Origin of the sequence: Pseudomonas sp. PNPG3 (assembly GCF_023093815.1) — a bacterium.
Classification (GTDB): Bacteria; Pseudomonadota; Gammaproteobacteria; order Pseudomonadales; family Pseudomonadaceae; genus Aquipseudomonas; species Aquipseudomonas asiatica.
Genome location: NZ_JALLKV010000016.1, coordinates 42,649 through 59,493 on the forward strand (window position 1 = coordinate 42,649; position 16,845 = coordinate 59,493).

Here is a 16,845-nt window from a genome sequence, read left to right on the forward strand (position 1 = left end):
CAAGCGTTGCGGCAAAGAGATCGATTGTACCGGTGACGGTGCCGGCTGTCAGGTTCGAAAGGGCATGAACGCTGGCTTGCGTGGCCGCGACAGGCACTCATTGCCCGCAACGCGTTGGGGCGTCATAATGTAGCCCCTTTTTTCTGTCCCTACATGTGGAAGGTTCCCGTGACTCAGAAGCCCGACCAGTGTCTTGGTGAGTGGATCGATCGTGAAGCCCTGGCTGAAGCGATGATCCCGCTTATCGGTCAGCTCTACCGCAACAACAACGTGGTGAGCTCGATTTATGGCCGTAGCCTGATCAACCGTTCGGTTATCTCGATCCTCAAGGCGCACCGCTTTGCGCGTCATCGTCAAGCCGACGAAACCGAACTGTCCGTCCACGAGACATTCCCCCTGCTCAAGGCCATGAGCGAGCTGAAACTGGGCGCCGCTTCGGTCGACCTGGGCAAGCTGGCCAACAAGTTCAAGCAGGAAGGCAATGGCCGCACTGCCGAGCAGTTCGTCCGTGAAGAACTGGCAGAAGTGGTTGGCCAGCAGAACGCTTCGGCGCGCAAAGGCACCGACGTTGTCCTGTACGGCTTCGGCCGCATCGGCCGCCTGCTGGCGCGCATCCTGATCGAGAAGACCGGTGGCGGCGACGGCCTGCGCCTGCGCGCCATCGTCGTGCGCAAGGGCGCCGAGAACGACCTGGTCAAGCGTGCCAGCCTGCTGCGCCGTGACTCGGTGCACGGCCCGTTCGATGGCACCATCACCATCGACGAAGCCAACAACACCATCACCGCCAACGGCAACCTGATCCAGGTTATCTACGCCAAGAGCCCGAGCGAAGTCGACTACACCCAGTACGGCATCGAAAACGCGCTGATCGTCGACAACACCGGCGTATGGCGTGATGCCGACGGCCTGGGCCAGCACCTGGCCTGCCCGGGCGCTGCCCGCGTGATCCTCACCGCACCTGGCAAGGGCGCGCTGAAGAACATCGTGCACGGCATCAACCACGGTGACATCGCTGCCGATGACAAGATCATCTCGGCCGCTTCCTGCACCACCAACGCCATCGTGCCGGTGCTCAAGGCCATCAACGACCAGTACGGCATCGTCAACGGCCACGTCGAAACCGTTCACTCGTTCACCAACGACCAGAACCTGATCGACAACTTCCACAAGGGCAGCCGCCGCGGCCGCGCCGCGCCGCTGAACATGGTCATCACCGAAACCGGCGCCGCCACTGCTGCCGCCAAGGCACTGCCAGTGCTGAAGGGCAAGCTGACCGGCAACGCCATTCGCGTACCGACGCCGAACGTTTCGATGGCCATCCTCAACCTGAACCTCGAGAAGGCCACCAGCCGCGACGAGATCAACGAGTACCTGCGCCAGACCGCCATGCACTCGGAACTGCACAAGCAGATCGATTACGTCAGCTCGCAGGAAGTGGTTTCGACCGACTTCGTCGGTTCGCGCCACGCCGGTGTGGTTGACGCCGAAGCGACCATCTGCAATGACAACCGCGTTGTTCTGTACGTCTGGTACGACAACGAATTCGGTTACAGCTGCCAGGTGGTTCGTGTGATGGAAGAGATGGCCGGTGTGAACCCGCCAGCGTTTCCGCACTGATACGCTTGTAAGGCAATGAAAAAACGGGAACCTTCGGGTTCCCTTTTTTTTATCCAGAATTTGTGTTGCCTGTGCCGGCTTCTTCGCGGGTAAACCCGCTCCCACAGGGCCGCGTCGTCCGTGAGGGCAGTGGTATACCTGTGGGAGCGGGTTTACCCGCGAAGAAGCCGGCACAGGCAACCGAGAGTCCGAACCTTGCGCACAGCCTTGCTGTTCATCCTCATGCTGCTCACCGCCTGCAACCAGGGCCCCACCCTGGAGCGCCTGGGCGGCCCGACCATGGGCAGCAGCTACAGCATCCAGTACGTGCGCGAACCCGGCGGCCCGGCGCCGGTTCAGGTGCAGGCGGCAGTTGAAACCATCCTGCACGACATCGATCAGCACTACTCGACCTACCGCGGCGACTCCACCATCAGCCGTTTCAACCAGTTGCCCGCCAACCAGTGCCTGGTGCTGCCGGCCGACATGCTCGAACTGGTCAGCCTTGGTCAGCACCTGGCCGAGCAGAGCGGCGGCGCCTTCGACCTTACCGTCGAACCCTTGCTCGACCTGTGGGGCTTCGGCCCCCAGGCCCGTCACGAACAGGTGCCCGACCCGCTGGCCCTGGCCCAGGTGCGCCAGCGCGTGGGCTACCGGCACTTGAACATCGACGGCCAGGCCCTGTGCAAGGACGCCCCGGTGCAGCTCGACTTCAACAGCATCGCCGCCGGCCATGCCGTCGACCTGATCGCCGCGCGCCTGCAGGCCATGGGCGTGGCCAACTTTGTCGCCGAAGCCACCGGCGAGCTCAAGGCCGCCGGCCGCAAACCGGATGGCAGCCCCTGGCGCATCGCCCTGGAGCTACCCCGCGAAGATCGCCAGATAGCCCGCCAGATCATCCCGGTCAATGGCCTTTCGGTATCGACCTCGGGTGACTATCGGCACTATTTCGAGGAGAATGGCCGGCGCTATTCGCACACCTTCGATGCCCGCCTCGGGCGCCCGGTGCAACACGACCTGGCCGCGGTCACCGTGCTCGATGCCTCGGCGCTGCAGGCCGACGGCTATTCGACGCTGCTGTTGATCCTGGGCCCGGAACGTGGCTGGGATTTTGCCGTGGCGCATGGCCTTGCCGCGGTATTGGTGACTCGGGCCGAGGGTGGCTTCGTCTCCCGAGCTACGCCCGCATTCGAACGGGCAGTGAAAGGCGAGTGAAAGCACAAGCAGGGATGATCGCCGCCAGGGAATGGTTCACATATGTAGTGCGGGCAAAATTGGCCTACGACGCGACCAAGGGTTAATGTGCGCGGCGTTCACGCTTGATTAGACTGCACCCGAATTTTCTCATGACGCCCCGGCGGCATGATCGCGCCCCGCGAGCGACCGTGGCTTGCGGGCCAGTTCTGAAGGAGTACGCATGGCTGTCTACAACTACGACGTAGTGGTGCTGGGTTCCGGCCCGGCCGGGGAAGGTGCGGCAATGAACGCCGCCAAAGCAGGGCGCAAGGTGGCGATGGTCGATAGCCGTCGCCAGGTCGGGGGCAACTGCACCCACCTGGGCACCATCCCGTCCAAGGCACTGCGTCACTCGGTGCGGCAGATCATGCAGTTCAACACCAACCCGATGTTCCGTGCCATCGGTGAGCCGCGCTGGTTCTCGTTCCCCGACGTGCTGAAAAGCGCCGAAAAGGTCATCGCCAAGCAGGTAGCGTCGCGCACCGGCTACTACGCACGTAACCGCGTGGATGTGTTCTTCGGCACCGGCAGCTTCGCCGACGAGCAGACCGTCGAAGTGGTCTGCCCGAACGGTGTGGTGGAAAAGCTCAACGCCAAGCACATCATCATCGCCACCGGCTCGCGCCCGTACCGCCCGGCCGATATCGACTTCCACCACCCGCGCGTCTACGACAGCGACACCATCCTCAGCCTCAGCCACACCCCACGCAAATTGATCGTGTACGGAGCCGGCGTGATCGGTTGCGAATACGCCTCGATCTTCAGCGGCCTGGGTGTATTGGTAGAGCTAGTAGACAACCGTGGCCAGTTGCTGAGCTTCCTCGACTCGGAAATTTCCCAGGCGCTGAGCTACCACTTCAGCAACAACAACATCACCGTGCGCCACAACGAAGAGTATGAGCGCGTCGAAGGCCTGGACAACGGGGTGATCCTGCACCTGAAGTCGGGCAAGAAGATCAAGGCCGACGCCTTGCTGTGGTGCAACGGCCGTACCGGCAACACTGACAAGCTGGGCCTGGAAAACATCGGCATCAAGGTCAACAGCCGCGGCCAGATCGAGGTCGACGAGGCCTACCGCACCAGCGTGCCGAACATCTACGGTGCCGGCGACGTGATCGGCTGGCCAAGCCTGGCCAGTGCTGCCCATGACCAGGGCCGTTCGGCAGCTGGCAGCATCGTGGACAATGGCAGCTGGCGCTTCGTCAATGATGTGCCGACCGGTATCTATACCATTCCGGAGATCAGCTCGATCGGCAAGAACGAGCAGGAACTGACCCAGGCCAAGGTGCCGTACGAAGTGGGCAAAGCCTTCTTCAAGAGCATGGCTCGTGCACAGATCGCCGGCGAGCCGCAAGGCATGCTGAAGATCCTGTTCCACCGCGAAACACTGGAGGTGCTGGGCGTACACTGCTTCGGCTACCAGGCTTCGGAAATCGTCCATATCGGCCAGGCCGTGATGAACCAGCCGGGCGAGCTGAACAACCTGAAGTATTTCGTCAACACCACGTTCAACTACCCGACCATGGCCGAAGCCTATCGGGTAGCTGCCTACGATGGCCTGAACCGGCTTTTTTGAGCGGCTCCGACCGGTGGCCTGAGCCGGTCGGAGAGACCGATTTCAACCCTGCCCGAGGGTGGTCCTGGCCAAACCGGGAAAGTCTGTAATCAGGCTGTCCACACCGAAGTCAGCGAGCCGGCGCATCAGTGCCGGTTCGTTGACCGTCCACACCGACACGTGCAAACCCTGGGCCTGGGCTTTCAGCAGGCGCTCGGGGGTGCACAGCGTCCAGTTCAATGCCAGCAGGTTGCAGCCGTAGTTCTGTGCCACCTTCAATGGGTCGAGCCAGGCGTATTCGGCTACCAGCCCGCGTTTGACGTCCGGCACCAGCTCCAGGGCGGCACCCAGCACTTCGCGTGAGCTGGAGGTAATGGTCACCTTGTCCAGCAGGCCGTACTGCTGGGCCAGTTCGCGGATCGCCAGCACGGTGGTCGCGGCGCGGGTACGCGAGGCGCTTTTCACTTCCAGCTGCCAATGCTCGAACGGGCACTTCTGGAACAGTTCTTCCAGCCTCGGAATCGGGCAGGGCTGGACATGGCCCGGGCCGCCTTTGCGGGCATCTATCTTGACCAGGTCTGCGGCCGGGTGCTCGACCACCTTGCCGCGTTTGCCGGTGGTGCGCTTGAGGGTCGGGTCGTGGATCACCATCAGCTCGTTGTCGGCCGACAGGTGCAAGTCCAGCTCGCAGCGGGTCACGCCATGGGCGAGGCATTGCTGGAAGCTCTTCAGGGTATTCTCGGGCGCTTCGCCCTTGGCGCCGCGGTGGCCGTAGATCAGGGTCACGTTCGTTCCTTCAAATCAGAGAAAAATGGGCTCAGGAGGCGGGGTCGTTCTGTTCCAGCTGCTGGCGCCGTTGCTGCTGCTGGCGTTGCAGGATGTAGCGGGCCAGCAATTGCCGTTGGGCGTCGGTCATGTCGGTGAATTCGGTGCCGACCTCGAAGCCGCCCTCCGGGCGCGGGTCGCAATGGGTGACCTTGCCGCGCAGCAGCAGGCCGTGGGCGCGCGGCATCAGCACCATCTTCACCTTCACCCGGGTGCCGGGGGCAACCGCTGTGGCTTGTGCGAACTCGATGCCGCCTTCGGAAATGACAACCGGCTGGGGCTGGCCAACTTCGCCGAGCAGGGTCTGGGCAACTACTGCGCTAAGCAGGTCGAGGCGTTTGTTCTGCGCGCGCAGGAAAGCGGCGAGGGTGCGGTCCTTCTCGCTCAGCTGGCGCAGCAGGTGCTGCGACTCGAAGTCGGACAGGTGCAGCTCGCTGAGCAGGTTGAACAGAGGCGAATCATCTTGCAACACATCTGGGTCAAGGGCTTCGGCCGCGCTGAGGGGGCTGATTTGAAGTGCGATCCGATCTTCGATGCGGTAGTATTCGCGGCGATCTTCTTCGTCTAATGTCGTCATGGCGAACCCAAGGTAGCGGCGGTGGTCCGAGTGTAAAGCCGCCGTAGGCGCCTCGCCACAAGGACGTTCCCTTTTATCCGAACAAGCCCCGACATGTTCAGACCTCTTTTCGCATTCATCGGCACGCGTTATACCCGTGCCAAACGTCGCAATCACTTCGTCTCGTTCATTTCCCTGACCTCGATGATCGGCCTCGCCCTGGGCGTGGTGGTGATGATCGTGGTGCTCTCGGTCATGAACGGTTTCGACCACGAGATGCGTACCCGCGTGTTGGGCATGATCCCCCATGCCACGCTGGAGAGCGGCCAGCCCATTGCCGACTGGCCGGCCCTTGCCCAACAAGTAAAGCAGAATCCGCAGGTGGTGGCGGTTGCGCCCTTCACCCAGATGCAGGGCCTGCTGACCCACGAAGGCAAGGTGCAGAAGGTGCTGCTCAACGGCATCGACCCGGCCCGCGAGCGCGAAGTGTCGATCATCGACAAGTTCGTCCTGCAAGGCCGCCTGGACCAGCTGGCGCCGGGCGAGTGGGGCATCATGATCGGCGACAAGGCCGCGGCCAAGCTGGGCGTGGGCATCGGCGACAAGCTCACCTTCGTCGCCCCCGAGGTCAGCGTGACCCCGGCCGGCATGTTCCCGCGCATGAAGCGCTTCACCGTGGTCGGTACCTTCCACGTGGGCGCGGGCGAAATCGACGGCTACCTGGGCCTGACCAACATCAGCGACCTGTCCCGGCTGCACCGCTGGAAGCATGACCAGGTCCAGGGCCTGCGCCTGAAGTTCGACGACCTGTTCCAGGCGCCGCGGGTGGCCTGGGACATCGCCCAGCGCCTGGGTGACCAGGAGTTCTACAGCCGTGACTGGACCCGTACCCACGGCAACCTGTACCAGGCAATCCGCATGGAAAAGGCCATGATCGGCCTGCTGTTGCTGCTGATCGTGGCGGTGGCGGCGTTCAACATCATTTCCACCCTGGTGATGGTGGTCAACGACAAGCGTGGCGACATCGCCATCCTGCGTACCCTGGGCGCCACGCCCGGGCAGATCATGCTCATCTTCATGGTCCAGGGCACGGTGATCGGGGTGATCGGTACCCTGATCGGCGCCGTGGTCGGGATCGTCGCCGCGCTGAACGTGAGCGCGGTGATCGCCGGCATCGAGAAACTGATCGGGCACAAGTTCCTCAACGCCGACGTGTATTTCATCGATTATCTGCCGTCGCAGATCCAGGCCCAGGACGTGTACATGGTCTGTGGCGCGGCACTGGTCCTGAGTTTCTTCGCCACCCTGTACCCGGCCTGGCGTGCGGCCCGCACCCAGCCTGCAGAGGCGCTACGTTATGAGTGAGTCGCGCATGAGTGATAAAGCCGTTCTGAGTTGCCGCAACCTGGGCAAGTCCTACGACGAGGGCCCGGAGTCGGTGCAGGTGCTGTCCGGGCTCAACCTCGAGCTGCACGCCGGTGAGCGGGTAGCCATCGTGGGTAGCTCCGGCTCGGGCAAGAGTACCTTGCTCAACCTGCTGGGCGGCCTCGACCGGCCGACCCAGGGCAGCGTCTGGCTGGCCGGCGAGGAGCTGTCGGCACTGGGCGAGCGTGCCCGTGGCCTGTTGCGCAACCGCGAGCTGGGCTTTGTCTACCAGTTCCACCACTTGCTGCCGGAATTCACGGCCATCGAAAACGTGTGCATGCCGTTGCTGATCGGCCGCACGCCCATCCCCGAGGCCCGTGAGCGTGCCGAGGCGCTGCTCAAGCGTGTTGGCCTGGCCCACCGCTTCAACCACAAGCCGGCCGAGTTGTCCGGTGGTGAGCGCCAGCGGGTGGCGATTGCCCGGGCACTGGTCAACCGCCCCGGCCTGGTAATGCTCGACGAGCCGACCGGCAACCTCGACCACCACACCGCCCAGGGCATCCAGGAGTTGATGCAGGAGCTGTCCAGTGCGTCGCGCACGGCGTTCCTGGTGGTCACCCACGACCTCAACCTGGCACGCCAGATGGACCGTGTATTGAAGCTCGACGACGGCCACCTGGTGGCGATCTGATCGACTGCACGGGGTGGCCGGTGCCGCCCCGTTTTCCTGTTTTCATTGGGTGTTTTCGTACATGTTCAGACCCTTGCCCATCTTCATCGGCGCGCGCTACACCCGAGCCAAGCGCCGCAACCACTTCATCTCGTTCATCTCGATGACCTCGATGATCGGCCTGTCGCTGGGCGTGCTGGCGATGATCGTGGTGCTGTCGGTGATGAACGGTTTCCAGCGCGAAATGAGTTCGCGCATCCTCGGCCTGGTGCCGCATGCCGCCATCCTCGGCGTGCAGCCACTGGACGACTGGCACAAGGTGGCCGACGCGGCCATGCGCGACCCGGCGGTGATGGCGGCAGCGCCGATTACCGAAATGGAAGGCATGCTGTCGTACAAGGGCGCGATGCAGCCGATCCAGGTCGGCGGTATCGACCCGGCCGAAGAGGGCAAGGTCTCGATCGTCGGCCAGCATATCGTCCAGGGCCGGCTGCAGGACCTGCAGCCGGGTGAGTTCGGCGTGGTCATCGGTGAGCTGACTGCGCGGCGCTTCCGCTTGAATACCGGCGACAAACTGACCCTGATCGTGCCGGAAATCAGCAAGGAGCCGGGCGGCATCACCCCGCGCATGCAGCGCCTGACCGTGGTCGGTATCTTCAAGGTCGGCGCCGAGCTGGACGGCTCGCAGGCTTACATCCATGTCGCCGATGCTGGCGCCATGCAGCGCTGGGAGCCGGGCCAGGTGCAGGGCGTGCGCCTGAAGCTGCACGACCTGTATGCCGCACCGCAGGTGTCCAAGGCCATCGCTGCCGGGCTGGGTGATGCCTACCGTGCCGATGACTGGTCGCATACCCAGGGCAGCCTGTTCAGCGCCATGAAGATGGAAAAGACCATGATCGGCCTGCTGTTGCTGATGATCATTGCGGTGGCAGCGTTCAACATCATCGCCACCCTGGTGATGGTGGTGAACGACAAGGGGCCGGACATCGCCATCCTGCGCACCCTGGGCGCCACGCCGGCGCAGATCATGGGCACGTTCATGGTCCAGGGCAGCCTGATCGGTATTGTCGGGACACTGATCGGTGGCGTGCTTGGGGTGGTTGCGGCGTTCAACGTCAGCCAGATCGTCGGTTGGCTGGAGCGGGTGAGCGGGCAGCACATCTTTACTTCGGATGTGTACTTCGTCAGCAGCTTGCCGTCGCAGTTGCAGTGGGGCGATGTGGCGATCATCTGCACTGCCGGGTTGGTGATGAGCTTCCTGGCGACCATTTACCCGGCTTATCGGGCATCGCAGGTGCAGCCGGCGATTGGCCTGGCGGTTTAATGTCTACTTCAGGTTATTGAGCGGCTCTGTGGGAGCGGGTTTACCCGCGAAGAATCCAGCACGTTGCATGGCACCGGCTTCGCCGGTGTTCGCGGGTAAACCCGCTCCCACAGGGTGGCGTGCCAGCCCCGATGTCACTGGTCTTCAGTGAAATCGATCACGAATCGCGTCCACCCGTCCGCACACTCCGCCCTGATGCGCCCACCATGGGCCTGCACGATCGACCGGGTAATCGCCAACCCCAACCCGGCATGCTCGCTACTGCCTTCCCGCCGCGCCGGGTCCACCCGGTAGAAGCGGTCGAACAATCGCGGTAGCGCCGCCGGCTCGATAGCCGCCCCGGTATTGGCCACGCCAATCCTCGGCCCTGGCCCCAATGTCACCTTTATCTGCCCACCCGACGGGGTGAAGCGCAAGGCATTGTCCAGCAAGTTGGACAGCGCCCGGCGCAGCATATGCCGGTCGCCCTGCAGCAGCGCCTCACCCTCGCGCAGCATCTGCACGCCGCTGTCCTCTGCCAGCGGCGCGTAGTACTCCAGCAGCGCATCCACCTCCTCATGCAGCACCAGCGGTGCTTGCCCCGGCACCAGCAGGCCATGGTCGGCCTTGGCCAGGAACAGCATGTCGTTGATCATCTGCGCCATCCATTGCAGCTCTTCGAGGTTGCCGTGCAGAGCTTCGCGGTACTCTTCGAGGCTGCGCGGGCGGGTGAGGGTGACCTGGGTGTGGGTCAGCAGGTTGGACAGCGGCGTGCGCAGTTCGTGGGCGATGTCGGCAGAGAATGCCGACAGGCGCTGGAAGGCATCGTCCAGGCGCTGCAGCATGGCGTTCATGGCCGTCGCCAGTTCGGCCAGCTCTTCGGGCATCTGTGCCACCGGCAGGCGGGTGGTGAGCGAGCGCGCCGATACGCTGGCAGCCACCTGGCCCATCTGCCGCAATGGGCGCAACCCGCGGCGTGCAGCCCAGGCACCGAGCAGCGCAGTGGCCAGCGCCGAAAGGCCCACCGTCAGCCAGATCAGCCGTTGCATGCCCTGCAGGAAATGCTGGTGATGAGTGATGTCGAGGTACAGGGTCAGTTGTGGCGACTGCGGGGCGCCTTGCGCCAGGTGCACGGCCAGGCTGCGGTAGTCGGTGCCTTGCGCATGCAGGGTTGCCAGCCCGTCGGGCAGCGGTGTCCGGGGCAGGCCTGTGCGGCTTTCGAACCAGGTGGCGCCGTCACTGCCATTGATGCGCAGGGCCAGGTCGGCCTGGTGGCCCAGTTCATCGCGCAAGGCGGGCAGGCGCGCCTGCAGCTCGGCCGGGGTGGAGATGCCGGCCAACTGGGTGCGGAACAGCGACAGGCGCGAGTCCAGCAGTTGCTGGTCCAGTTCGACGAAGTGCTGCTCGCTGGCCCGGCTGAATATCAGGCCGGCACCGAGCGAGACAGCGGCGGTGCATGCGGCGAACAGCAGGGCCAGGCGGCTGCCGAGGGAGACCCGACGCATCACTCCCCGCGCTCTTCGAGTACATAGCCCATGCCGCGTACGGTATGGATCAGTTTGTTGGGGTGTGGGTCGTCGATCTTCAGGCGCAGGCGGCGGATCGCCACTTCGATCACATTGGTGTCGCTGTCGAAATTCATGTCCCACACCTGCGAGGCGATCAGCGATTTGGGCAGCACCTCGCCCTGGCGGCGCAGCAGCAGTTCAAGCAGGGCGAACTCCTTGGCGGTCAGGTCGATGCGCTGGCCGGCGCGCTCGGCGCGGCGGCGGATCAGGTCCAGGCGCAGGTCGGCCAGGCCCAGGGTGGTGTCCTGGCTGGGGCTGGTGCCCCGGCGTAGCAGGCTGCGCACCCGCGCCAGCAGTTCGGAGAAGGCGAACGGCTTGACCAGGTAATCATCGGCGCCCAACTCCAGGCCGTGTACCCGGTCCTCCACGGCATCGCGGGCGGTGAGAAACAGCACCGGGGTGTCCAGGCCGGCCTGGCGCACGGCCTGGAGGATCTGCCAGCCGTCACGGCCGGGCAGCATCACGTCGAGAATCAGCAGGTCGTGGTCACCGGTCAGGGCGAGGAACTGGCCGGTCTCGCCGTCGGTGGCCAGTTCGGTGGCGAAGCCGGCCTCGTTCAGACCCTGGCTCAGGTACTGGCCGGTACGGGCCTGGTCTTCGACGATCAGCAGTTTCATTGGGTGAATTGACTCCAGCAAACGGCACAAAACCCTGTGGGAGCGGGTTTACCCGCGAACACCGGGATTGGGTGATGCTGAGATGATACGTGACGATGCACCGGCTTGCCCCAAACTGACGAAGATGTAATCCCGCTGACTTGCGCTCCAAGGCGGGGTGCAAAACCGGTAGACTAGGGGCAATTTCGAACCTTCAGGTCAGTTTCCATGCATCCCGCTGCCGAACATTCCCCGCTGGGCAAGTCCAGCGAATACATTGCCACCTATTCCCCGGAGCTGCTGTTCCCGATCCCGCGTACCGCCAAGTGGGCCGAGCTGGGCGTTACTGCCCAGACCTTGCCGTGGCAGGGTGTGGATTACTGGAACTGCTTCGAGCTGAGCTGGCTGCTGCCGTCGGGCAAGCCGGTGGTGGCGATCGGCGAGTTCGCCATCCCCGCCGACTCGCCGAACATCATCGAGTCCAAGTCGTTCAAGCTGTATCTGAACTCGTTGAACCAGACGGTGTTCGCCTCGCTTGGCGAGCTGCAGGCGTGCCTGGAGAAAGACCTGTCCGCCGCCGCCGGCAAGCCGGTGGGCGTGAAAGTGCGCACCCTGGCCGAGGTCGAGGCCCAAGGCGTGGTGGCCTTGCCGGGGCAGTGCATCGATGAGCTGGACGTTGCCATCAGCAACTACGAACAGCCACAGCCAGAGCTTCTGCACTGCAACCCGGAGCAACAGGTGGAAGAAACCCTGCACAGCCACCTGCTGAAGTCCAACTGCCCGGTCACCGGCCAGCCGGACTGGGGCAGCGTGGTGGTCGAATACAAGGGCAGGGCGCTGGACCATGCCAGCCTGCTGACCTACCTGATCAGCTTCCGCCAGCATGCCGACTTCCACGAGCAGTGTGTGGAGCGGATCTACCTGGACTTGAAGAACCTGCTGCAGCCGGAGCATTTGACGGTGTATGCGCGCTATGTGCGCCGGGGTGGGCTGGATATCAACCCTTACCGCAGTACGGGGGCGATCAGCCCGGACAACAAGCGCCTGGTTCGGCAGTAAGGTTCGCAAGTACGCCGGGGGCCGCTTCGCGCCCCTATCGCGACACAAGGCCGCTCCTACAGGTACAGCGCAAGATTTGGGGCTTGCGCTGTACCTGTAGGAGCGGCCTTGTGTCGCGATAGGGCCGCAAAGCGGCCCCAGTATTTCTAGATCCCCATGCTGTGCAGCGAGTTGGCAATGCTACGCAGCGTGGCGGTGAGGTCGGGGTGGTCGGCCTCGAAGCGTTCGATCGCCAGGTTCACGCCGTCCACCAGGTTGTTGTCTGGCGTGGCTTCCTCAAGCTTCAGTTGCGCCTCGATCTGGCGCGCTTCTTCGTGCAGCGCGGCCAGCTCCTCGTCCGAAAGCGGCACGTTGCGATCCAGTTGCTCGCGCAAGCTGTTCAGGCGCTCTTGCAATTCGCGGGCAGGCATTGGCAGTTCTCCATCAATGGCTTGGCAAGCCATGGACCTCAGCGAAGCGGCAAAGGTTCTGGCCTGTCTTCAGCGTAATCCACCTGCCGATGCTTTGCATGATCCGCGTCAACGGTGCTGTATCAGGGTTTTTCGCCCTTGCGCCGGCGTTGGGCGATGTCCTGCAGGCAGGTGTCCAGCGCTTCCAGGTGGTCGATGACCGAGTGCACGCCCAGGCTGAACAGTTCCAGCGTCGCCTTGCCACGGGCCAGGTCCTGCTCCTGCGGGGTCAAGGCTTGCCATTGCCGCGAGCTGCGGTCGCAGAACGGGCTGCAGGCAGCCAGCCCCACCGTCCACAGCCCCGCGTTCAGGCCAGATTGCAGCAGGCGTGGGTCGCCGCTGACCAGCACGCAGCCGTCCAGGCGTTCGCTGTCCAGCGTCATCAGGGCCTGCCAGCAGGCGTTCGGCGCCGGCCAGCGCACGCCGGTCACCGAATGCCCCGGTAGCCAGGCGGGCAGTACGTGCGCCAGGCGCTTGCTTTGGGGGGCGTCGAGGTCGTCCAGCCAGATGCACGGCACCCGGCGCTGGCGCAGGCTGGCGAGGGTGGCCAGCGCGCCGGGGGCGGGCGAGGGGGTACCGTTGGCGGCTTGCACCAGGCAGCCGCGCAAGCCGAACAGCACAGCGGTGAAGGCGGGTGCATTGTCCATGGCAACTTCCCTCAAATAGTCCGCAGGCTATTCGGCGATTGTTACCGCCCTGTGACAACCGGCACCGCGCAACAGTTGTTCACAAAATATTGAGCAGCGATGTGTAAAGCTGTTTATCAGCCCGCAAGCCTCTATACTGCCGCCGTACAGCAGCGCACCCGTTTGCGCTTGCGGCCGAGAAATTCGATGGAGAACACCTATGCGTAGGATCGGTGCCAGTGTGATCGAACGAGTCACCCAGGCCTGTGTCTGCGCCAGCATGCTGCTGGCGCCCGTGGCAGCCACCCAGGCAGCCACCGAGGAAGATCCCTGGGAAGCGGTCAACCGCCCGATCTTCCGTTTCAACGATACCCTCGACACCTATGCCCTCAAGCCATTGGCCAAGGGCTACCAGGCGGTCACCCCGCAGTTCCTCGAAGATGGCATCCACAACATCTTCCGCAACCTGGGCGACGTGGCCAACCTGGCCAACGACCTGCTGCAGTTCAAGCCCCATGCGGCGGGCGTGGACACTGCGCGGCTGATCGTCAACACCACCTTCGGCCTGGGCGGCTTCTTCGACGTGGGTACCAAGATGGGCCTGCAGCGCAACGACGAGGATTTTGGCCAGACCCTCGGCTACTGGGGCGTGCCGAGCGGCCCGTACGTGGTCATCCCGCTGCTGGGCCCGAGCACCGTGCGTGACGGCGTGGCCAAGTACCCGGATACCTACACCAAACCCTACCGCTACATCGACCATGTGCCGACGCGCAATTCGATCTTTGCCCTGGATATCATCGACACCCGCGCCGACCTGCTGTCGGCAGAGAAGCTGATCCAGGGTGACAAGTACATCTTCATTCGCAACGCCTACCTGCAGAACCGCGAGTTCAAAGTCAAGGATGGCGAGGTCGAAGACGACTTCTGATCCTGCGCGGGTTCTTTGTGGGAGCGGCCTTGCGTCGCGAAAGGGCTGCGTAGCAGCCCCAGATCTCAGCATCCACGCGTGTATTGCCGGGGCCGCTTCACGGCCCTTTCGCGACACAAGGCCGCTCCCACGGGGCCCATCAATGCATCGCCACAATCCGCAACCCGAACTTCTGCTGCCCGCCCGGCTGGTCGGCAATCCACACCACTTCCGTGCTGGCGTGCAGCCCTTTCAGCGCCGGATGCTCGGACTCGATCCGTACCTCGATATGGTCCCCCACCTGAAAGCGCTGCGGTGCCTGCACCTGCATGCCGCCGCTGGACAGGTCAAGGCACACTGCCGCGATCACCTGGCCTTCGTGCAGAAGGCTGACCTCGGTGTCGATGCGCATGCGGATGAAATCGCGTTTCTCGCCGTGGCTGGAGGGCGTGTGGGGCATGCTGCATCCTTCCCGTCGGGTTGCGCTGGTCGACTTTCTTATAACTCTCGGTGATTTGCCCTGTAAAGTGCGCCGGGGTCGACCCTTGCATGCTTGAAACGCCTGCCGGATGGGAGTACCGTCTGCGCCTTACAAGGTAGCTCTCGCAGTTGCCAGACAGTTGCCGGGCAGGTGTTCTTGTCCTACAACTCAAGTAGAGTGTGACCATAAAGAATTCCCGTAGCTGGCCGTCTGCCTTGCCGACACCGCTGCACCAACCTAAATCGGCGCCGTTCGCCCACATGCAGAAAACCAGTGCAACGCTGCTGATCATCGATGACGACGACGTGGTCCGTGCAAGCCTCGCCGCCTATCTTGAAGACAGTGGCTTCAGCGTCCTCCAGGCCGGCAATGGCCAGCAGGGGCTTCAGGTCTTCGAAGAACACCAGCCCGACCTCGTGATCTGCGATCTGCGCATGCCGCAGATGGGCGGCCTCGAACTGATCCGCCAGGTCAGCGAGCGCGCCCCGCAGTTGCCGGTGATCGTGGTGTCCGGTGCCGGCGTCATGAGTGATGCGGTGGAAGCGTTGCGCCTGGGCGCTGCCGACTACCTGATCAAGCCGCTGGAAGACCTGGCCGTGCTCGAGCATTCGGTGCGCCGCGCCCTCGACCGCTCGCGTCTGGTGCTGGAAAACCAGCGCTACCGTGACAAGCTCGAAGCCGCCAATCGCGAACTGGAGGCCAGCCTGCATCTGCTGCAGGAGGACCAGACCGCCGGTCGCCAGGTGCAGATGAACATGCTGCCGGAAAGCCCTTGGGTGGCCGGCGAGTTCGCCTTCGAGCATCAGATCATCCCTTCGCTGTACCTGTCGGGTGATTTTGCCGATTACTTCCGGGTGGACGAACGGCGCATCGCTTTCTATCTCGCCGACGTCTCCGGGCATGGCGCATCGTCAGCGTTCGTCACCGTGCTGCTGAAGTTCATGACCACACGGCTGTTGTTCGAATTCAAGCGCGGCAGCAAAATGCGCGAGTTCAAACCTTCGCAGGTGCTCAGCCACATCAACCGCGGGCTGATCAACTGCAAGCTGGGCAAGCACGTGACCATGGTTGGCGGGGTGATCGATGAAGACACCGGCCTGCTGACCTACGCCGTTGGCGGCCATCTGCCGCTGCCGGTGCTGCACACCCCCGAGCACACCCGCTACCTGGAAGGCCGCGGCCTGCCGGTGGGGCTGTTCGACGAGGCTACCTACCAGGACCTGGTAGTGGAGCTGCCGCCGCAGTTCAGCCTCAGCCTGATGTCCGATGGCATTCTGGACCTTTTGCCGGGTGACACGCTCAAAGATAAAGAAACCGCACTGCCGGAAATCGTCAGGGCAGCAGGTGGCAGCCTGGATGGGCTGCGTCAACGATTCGGATTGGCTACGCTTGGGGAGATGCCGGATGATATCGCCCTATTGGTGTTGAGCAGGAACCTTCAATGAGTACCGGTAGAATCCAGTTCGCCGAGCAGAGCGGTACCTTCGTCCTGAAATTCGTCGGTGAAGTGCGGCTGACCCTGTGTTCGGCGCTGGATGCGACGATCGAGAAGATTTTCACCGCGTTGAACTTCTCGGCGATTGTCATCGACCTGACCGAAACCGAGAGCATCGACAGCACTACCCTGGGCCTGCTGGCCAAGCTGTCGATCCTGTCGCGCCAGAAGGTGGGCCTGTTGCCGACCGTGGTCACCACCAACCCGGACATTTCCCGGTTGTTGCAGTCGATGGGCTTCGATCAGGTGTTCAACATCGTCGATCGGCCAATCCCGTGTCCGGAATGCCTGACCGACCTGCCATCCCAGGACCAGAACGAAGATGTGGTGCGCTCCAAGGTGCTGGAGGCGCACAAGATCCTCATGGGCCTGAACGACTCCAACCGCGAAGCCTTCCATGACCTGGTCAATGCGCTGGAGCGGACCTGATCTTCAGCCTGTATCGGCCTCTTCGCGGGTAAACCCGCTCCCACAGGTTATGCACCAGTCTTGAGTCATGCACTCTACCTGTAGGAGCGGGTTTACCCGCGAAGAGGCCGGCAAGGCCAACACAAGCAT

17 protein-coding genes are annotated in these 16,845 nt (G+C 63.4%); 10 read left to right on the top strand and 7 right to left on the bottom strand.

What is annotated here, in order from left to right; all coding sequences use genetic code 11:
- The first annotated feature begins 153 nt into the window (after positions 1–153).
- The 3 genes from MJ643_RS13070 to sthA all read left to right on the top strand — a co-directional run bounded on the left by MJ643_RS13070 (position 154) and on the right by sthA (position 4,408).
- A complete protein-coding gene (locus tag MJ643_RS13070) occupies positions 154–1,617 on the top strand; it encodes a glyceraldehyde-3-phosphate dehydrogenase (protein WP_031324543.1) in 1,464 nt (487 codons plus the stop codon).
- Positions 1,618–1,812: 195 nt separating this feature from the next.
- A complete protein-coding gene (locus MJ643_RS13075; RefSeq protein WP_044046931.1) occupies positions 1,813–2,811 on the top strand; it encodes an FAD:protein FMN transferase in 999 nt (332 codons plus the stop codon).
- 202 nt (positions 2,812–3,013) lie between these two features.
- Positions 3,014–4,408, top strand: a complete 1,395-nt coding sequence (sthA, locus tag MJ643_RS13080) for a Si-specific NAD(P)(+) transhydrogenase (protein WP_013971726.1) — start codon at positions 3,014–3,016, stop codon at positions 4,406–4,408.
- 42 nt (positions 4,409–4,450) lie between these two features.
- On the opposite strand, the gene MJ643_RS13085 is transcribed toward sthA, so the two are convergent.
- Positions 4,451–5,173: a glycerophosphodiester phosphodiesterase gene (locus MJ643_RS13085; RefSeq protein WP_013971727.1), complete on the bottom strand. Its 723-nt coding sequence runs from the start codon at positions 5,171–5,173 to the stop codon at positions 4,451–4,453.
- Positions 5,174–5,204: 31 nt separating this feature from the next.
- Complete coding sequence (locus tag MJ643_RS13090) at positions 5,205–5,789, bottom strand: PilZ domain-containing protein (protein ID WP_013971728.1); 585 nt, start codon at positions 5,787–5,789, stop codon at positions 5,205–5,207.
- Positions 5,790–5,882: 93 nt separating this feature from the next.
- On the opposite strand from MJ643_RS13090, the gene MJ643_RS13095 reads away from it, so the two are divergent.
- From MJ643_RS13095 to MJ643_RS13105, 3 genes are all read left to right on the top strand, one after another.
- Positions 5,883–7,133 carry a lipoprotein-releasing ABC transporter permease subunit gene (locus tag MJ643_RS13095; protein ID WP_208209297.1) on the top strand — a complete coding sequence of 417 codons (1,251 nt, stop codon included), beginning with the start codon at positions 5,883–5,885 and terminating at the stop codon, positions 7,131–7,133.
- A gap of 7 nt (positions 7,134–7,140) precedes the next feature.
- Positions 7,141–7,824 (top strand): lipoprotein-releasing ABC transporter ATP-binding protein LolD, encoded by a 684-nt coding sequence (gene lolD / locus MJ643_RS13100; protein ID WP_169774647.1) that lies wholly within the window; start codon positions 7,141–7,143, stop codon positions 7,822–7,824.
- A 61-nt stretch (positions 7,825–7,885) separates the two neighbouring features.
- The gene (locus MJ643_RS13105) at positions 7,886–9,127 is read left to right on the top strand and encodes a lipoprotein-releasing ABC transporter permease subunit (protein ID WP_208209298.1); all 1,242 of its coding nucleotides are present in this window, start codon (positions 7,886–7,888) and stop codon (positions 9,125–9,127) included.
- A gap of 134 nt (positions 9,128–9,261) precedes the next feature.
- On the opposite strand, the gene MJ643_RS13110 is transcribed toward MJ643_RS13105, so the two are convergent.
- On the bottom strand, positions 9,262–10,614 hold the full coding sequence (locus MJ643_RS13110; protein WP_044046933.1) for a heavy metal sensor histidine kinase: 1,353 nt from the start codon (positions 10,612–10,614) through the stop codon (positions 9,262–9,264).
- A complete protein-coding gene (gene cinR, locus MJ643_RS13115; protein ID WP_013971734.1) occupies positions 10,611–11,291 on the bottom strand; it encodes a two-component system response regulator CinR in 681 nt (226 codons plus the stop codon). The genes MJ643_RS13110 and cinR overlap by 4 nt, the downstream gene beginning before the upstream one ends.
- A gap of 207 nt (positions 11,292–11,498) precedes the next feature.
- Here cinR and queF point away from each other — a divergent pair, with 207 nt between their 5' ends.
- Positions 11,499–12,329, top strand: a complete 831-nt coding sequence (gene queF / locus MJ643_RS13120) for an NADPH-dependent 7-cyano-7-deazaguanine reductase QueF (RefSeq protein WP_047933756.1) — start codon at positions 11,499–11,501, stop codon at positions 12,327–12,329.
- Between the two features lie 146 nt (positions 12,330–12,475).
- Here queF and MJ643_RS13125 read toward each other — a convergent pair whose 3' ends face one another.
- Together MJ643_RS13125 and MJ643_RS13130 are read right to left on the bottom strand one after the other, a co-directional pair.
- Positions 12,476–12,739 (bottom strand): DUF4404 family protein, encoded by a 264-nt coding sequence (locus MJ643_RS13125; RefSeq protein ID WP_004376395.1) that lies wholly within the window; start codon positions 12,737–12,739, stop codon positions 12,476–12,478.
- Between the two features lie 122 nt (positions 12,740–12,861).
- Positions 12,862–13,425, bottom strand: coding sequence for a hypothetical protein (locus MJ643_RS13130; protein ID WP_024086585.1), 564 nt, complete (start codon positions 13,423–13,425; stop codon positions 12,862–12,864).
- Positions 13,426–13,624: 199 nt separating this feature from the next.
- On the opposite strand from MJ643_RS13130, the gene MJ643_RS13135 reads away from it, so the two are divergent.
- Positions 13,625–14,332 (top strand): VacJ family lipoprotein, encoded by a 708-nt coding sequence (locus MJ643_RS13135; RefSeq protein ID WP_208209299.1) that lies wholly within the window; start codon positions 13,625–13,627, stop codon positions 14,330–14,332.
- Positions 14,333–14,471: 139 nt separating this feature from the next.
- Here the strand turns inward: MJ643_RS13135 and MJ643_RS13140 are convergent, their stop codons facing one another.
- Positions 14,472–14,771, bottom strand: a complete 300-nt coding sequence (locus MJ643_RS13140; RefSeq protein WP_013971739.1) for a PilZ domain-containing protein — start codon at positions 14,769–14,771, stop codon at positions 14,472–14,474.
- 281 nt (positions 14,772–15,052) lie between these two features.
- On the opposite strand from MJ643_RS13140, the gene rssB reads away from it, so the two are divergent.
- Together rssB and rssC are read left to right on the top strand one after the other, a co-directional pair.
- Complete coding sequence (rssB, locus tag MJ643_RS13145; protein ID WP_015269551.1) at positions 15,053–16,237, top strand: two-component system response regulator RssB; 1,185 nt, start codon at positions 15,053–15,055, stop codon at positions 16,235–16,237.
- Complete coding sequence (rssC, locus tag MJ643_RS13150) at positions 16,234–16,716, top strand: anti-sigma factor antagonist RssC (RefSeq protein WP_013971741.1); 483 nt, start codon at positions 16,234–16,236, stop codon at positions 16,714–16,716. The genes rssB and rssC overlap by 4 nt, the downstream gene beginning before the upstream one ends.
- Positions 16,717–16,845: the final 129 nt, after the last annotated feature.

Excerpts from the sequence above, each read along its gene's own strand:
- MJ643_RS13070 (WP_031324543.1), top strand. The coding sequence starts at position 154 with ATGTGGAAGGTTCCCGTGACTCAGAAGCCCGACCAGTGTCTTGGTGAG.
- sthA (WP_013971726.1), top strand. The coding sequence starts at position 3,014 with ATGGCTGTCTACAACTACGACGTAGTGGTGCTGGGTTCCGGCCCGGCC.
- MJ643_RS13090 (WP_013971728.1), bottom strand. The coding sequence starts at position 5,789 with ATGACGACATTAGACGAAGAAGATCGCCGCGAATACTACCGCATCGAA.
- MJ643_RS13095 (WP_208209297.1), top strand. The coding sequence starts at position 5,883 with ATGTTCAGACCTCTTTTCGCATTCATCGGCACGCGTTATACCCGTGCC.
- lolD (WP_169774647.1), top strand. The coding sequence starts at position 7,141 with ATGAGTGATAAAGCCGTTCTGAGTTGCCGCAACCTGGGCAAGTCCTAC.
- MJ643_RS13105 (WP_208209298.1), top strand. The coding sequence starts at position 7,886 with ATGTTCAGACCCTTGCCCATCTTCATCGGCGCGCGCTACACCCGAGCC.
- cinR (WP_013971734.1), bottom strand. The coding sequence starts at position 11,291 with ATGAAACTGCTGATCGTCGAAGACCAGGCCCGTACCGGCCAGTACCTG.
- queF (WP_047933756.1), top strand. The coding sequence starts at position 11,499 with ATGCATCCCGCTGCCGAACATTCCCCGCTGGGCAAGTCCAGCGAATAC.
- MJ643_RS13125 (WP_004376395.1), bottom strand. The coding sequence starts at position 12,739 with ATGCCTGCCCGCGAATTGCAAGAGCGCCTGAACAGCTTGCGCGAGCAA.
- MJ643_RS13130 (WP_024086585.1), bottom strand. The coding sequence starts at position 13,425 with ATGGACAATGCACCCGCCTTCACCGCTGTGCTGTTCGGCTTGCGCGGC.
- MJ643_RS13135 (WP_208209299.1), top strand. The coding sequence starts at position 13,625 with ATGCGTAGGATCGGTGCCAGTGTGATCGAACGAGTCACCCAGGCCTGT.
- MJ643_RS13140 (WP_013971739.1), bottom strand. The coding sequence starts at position 14,771 with ATGCCCCACACGCCCTCCAGCCACGGCGAGAAACGCGATTTCATCCGC.
- rssB (WP_015269551.1), top strand. The coding sequence starts at position 15,053 with ATGCAGAAAACCAGTGCAACGCTGCTGATCATCGATGACGACGACGTG.
- rssC (WP_013971741.1), top strand. The coding sequence starts at position 16,234 with ATGAGTACCGGTAGAATCCAGTTCGCCGAGCAGAGCGGTACCTTCGTC.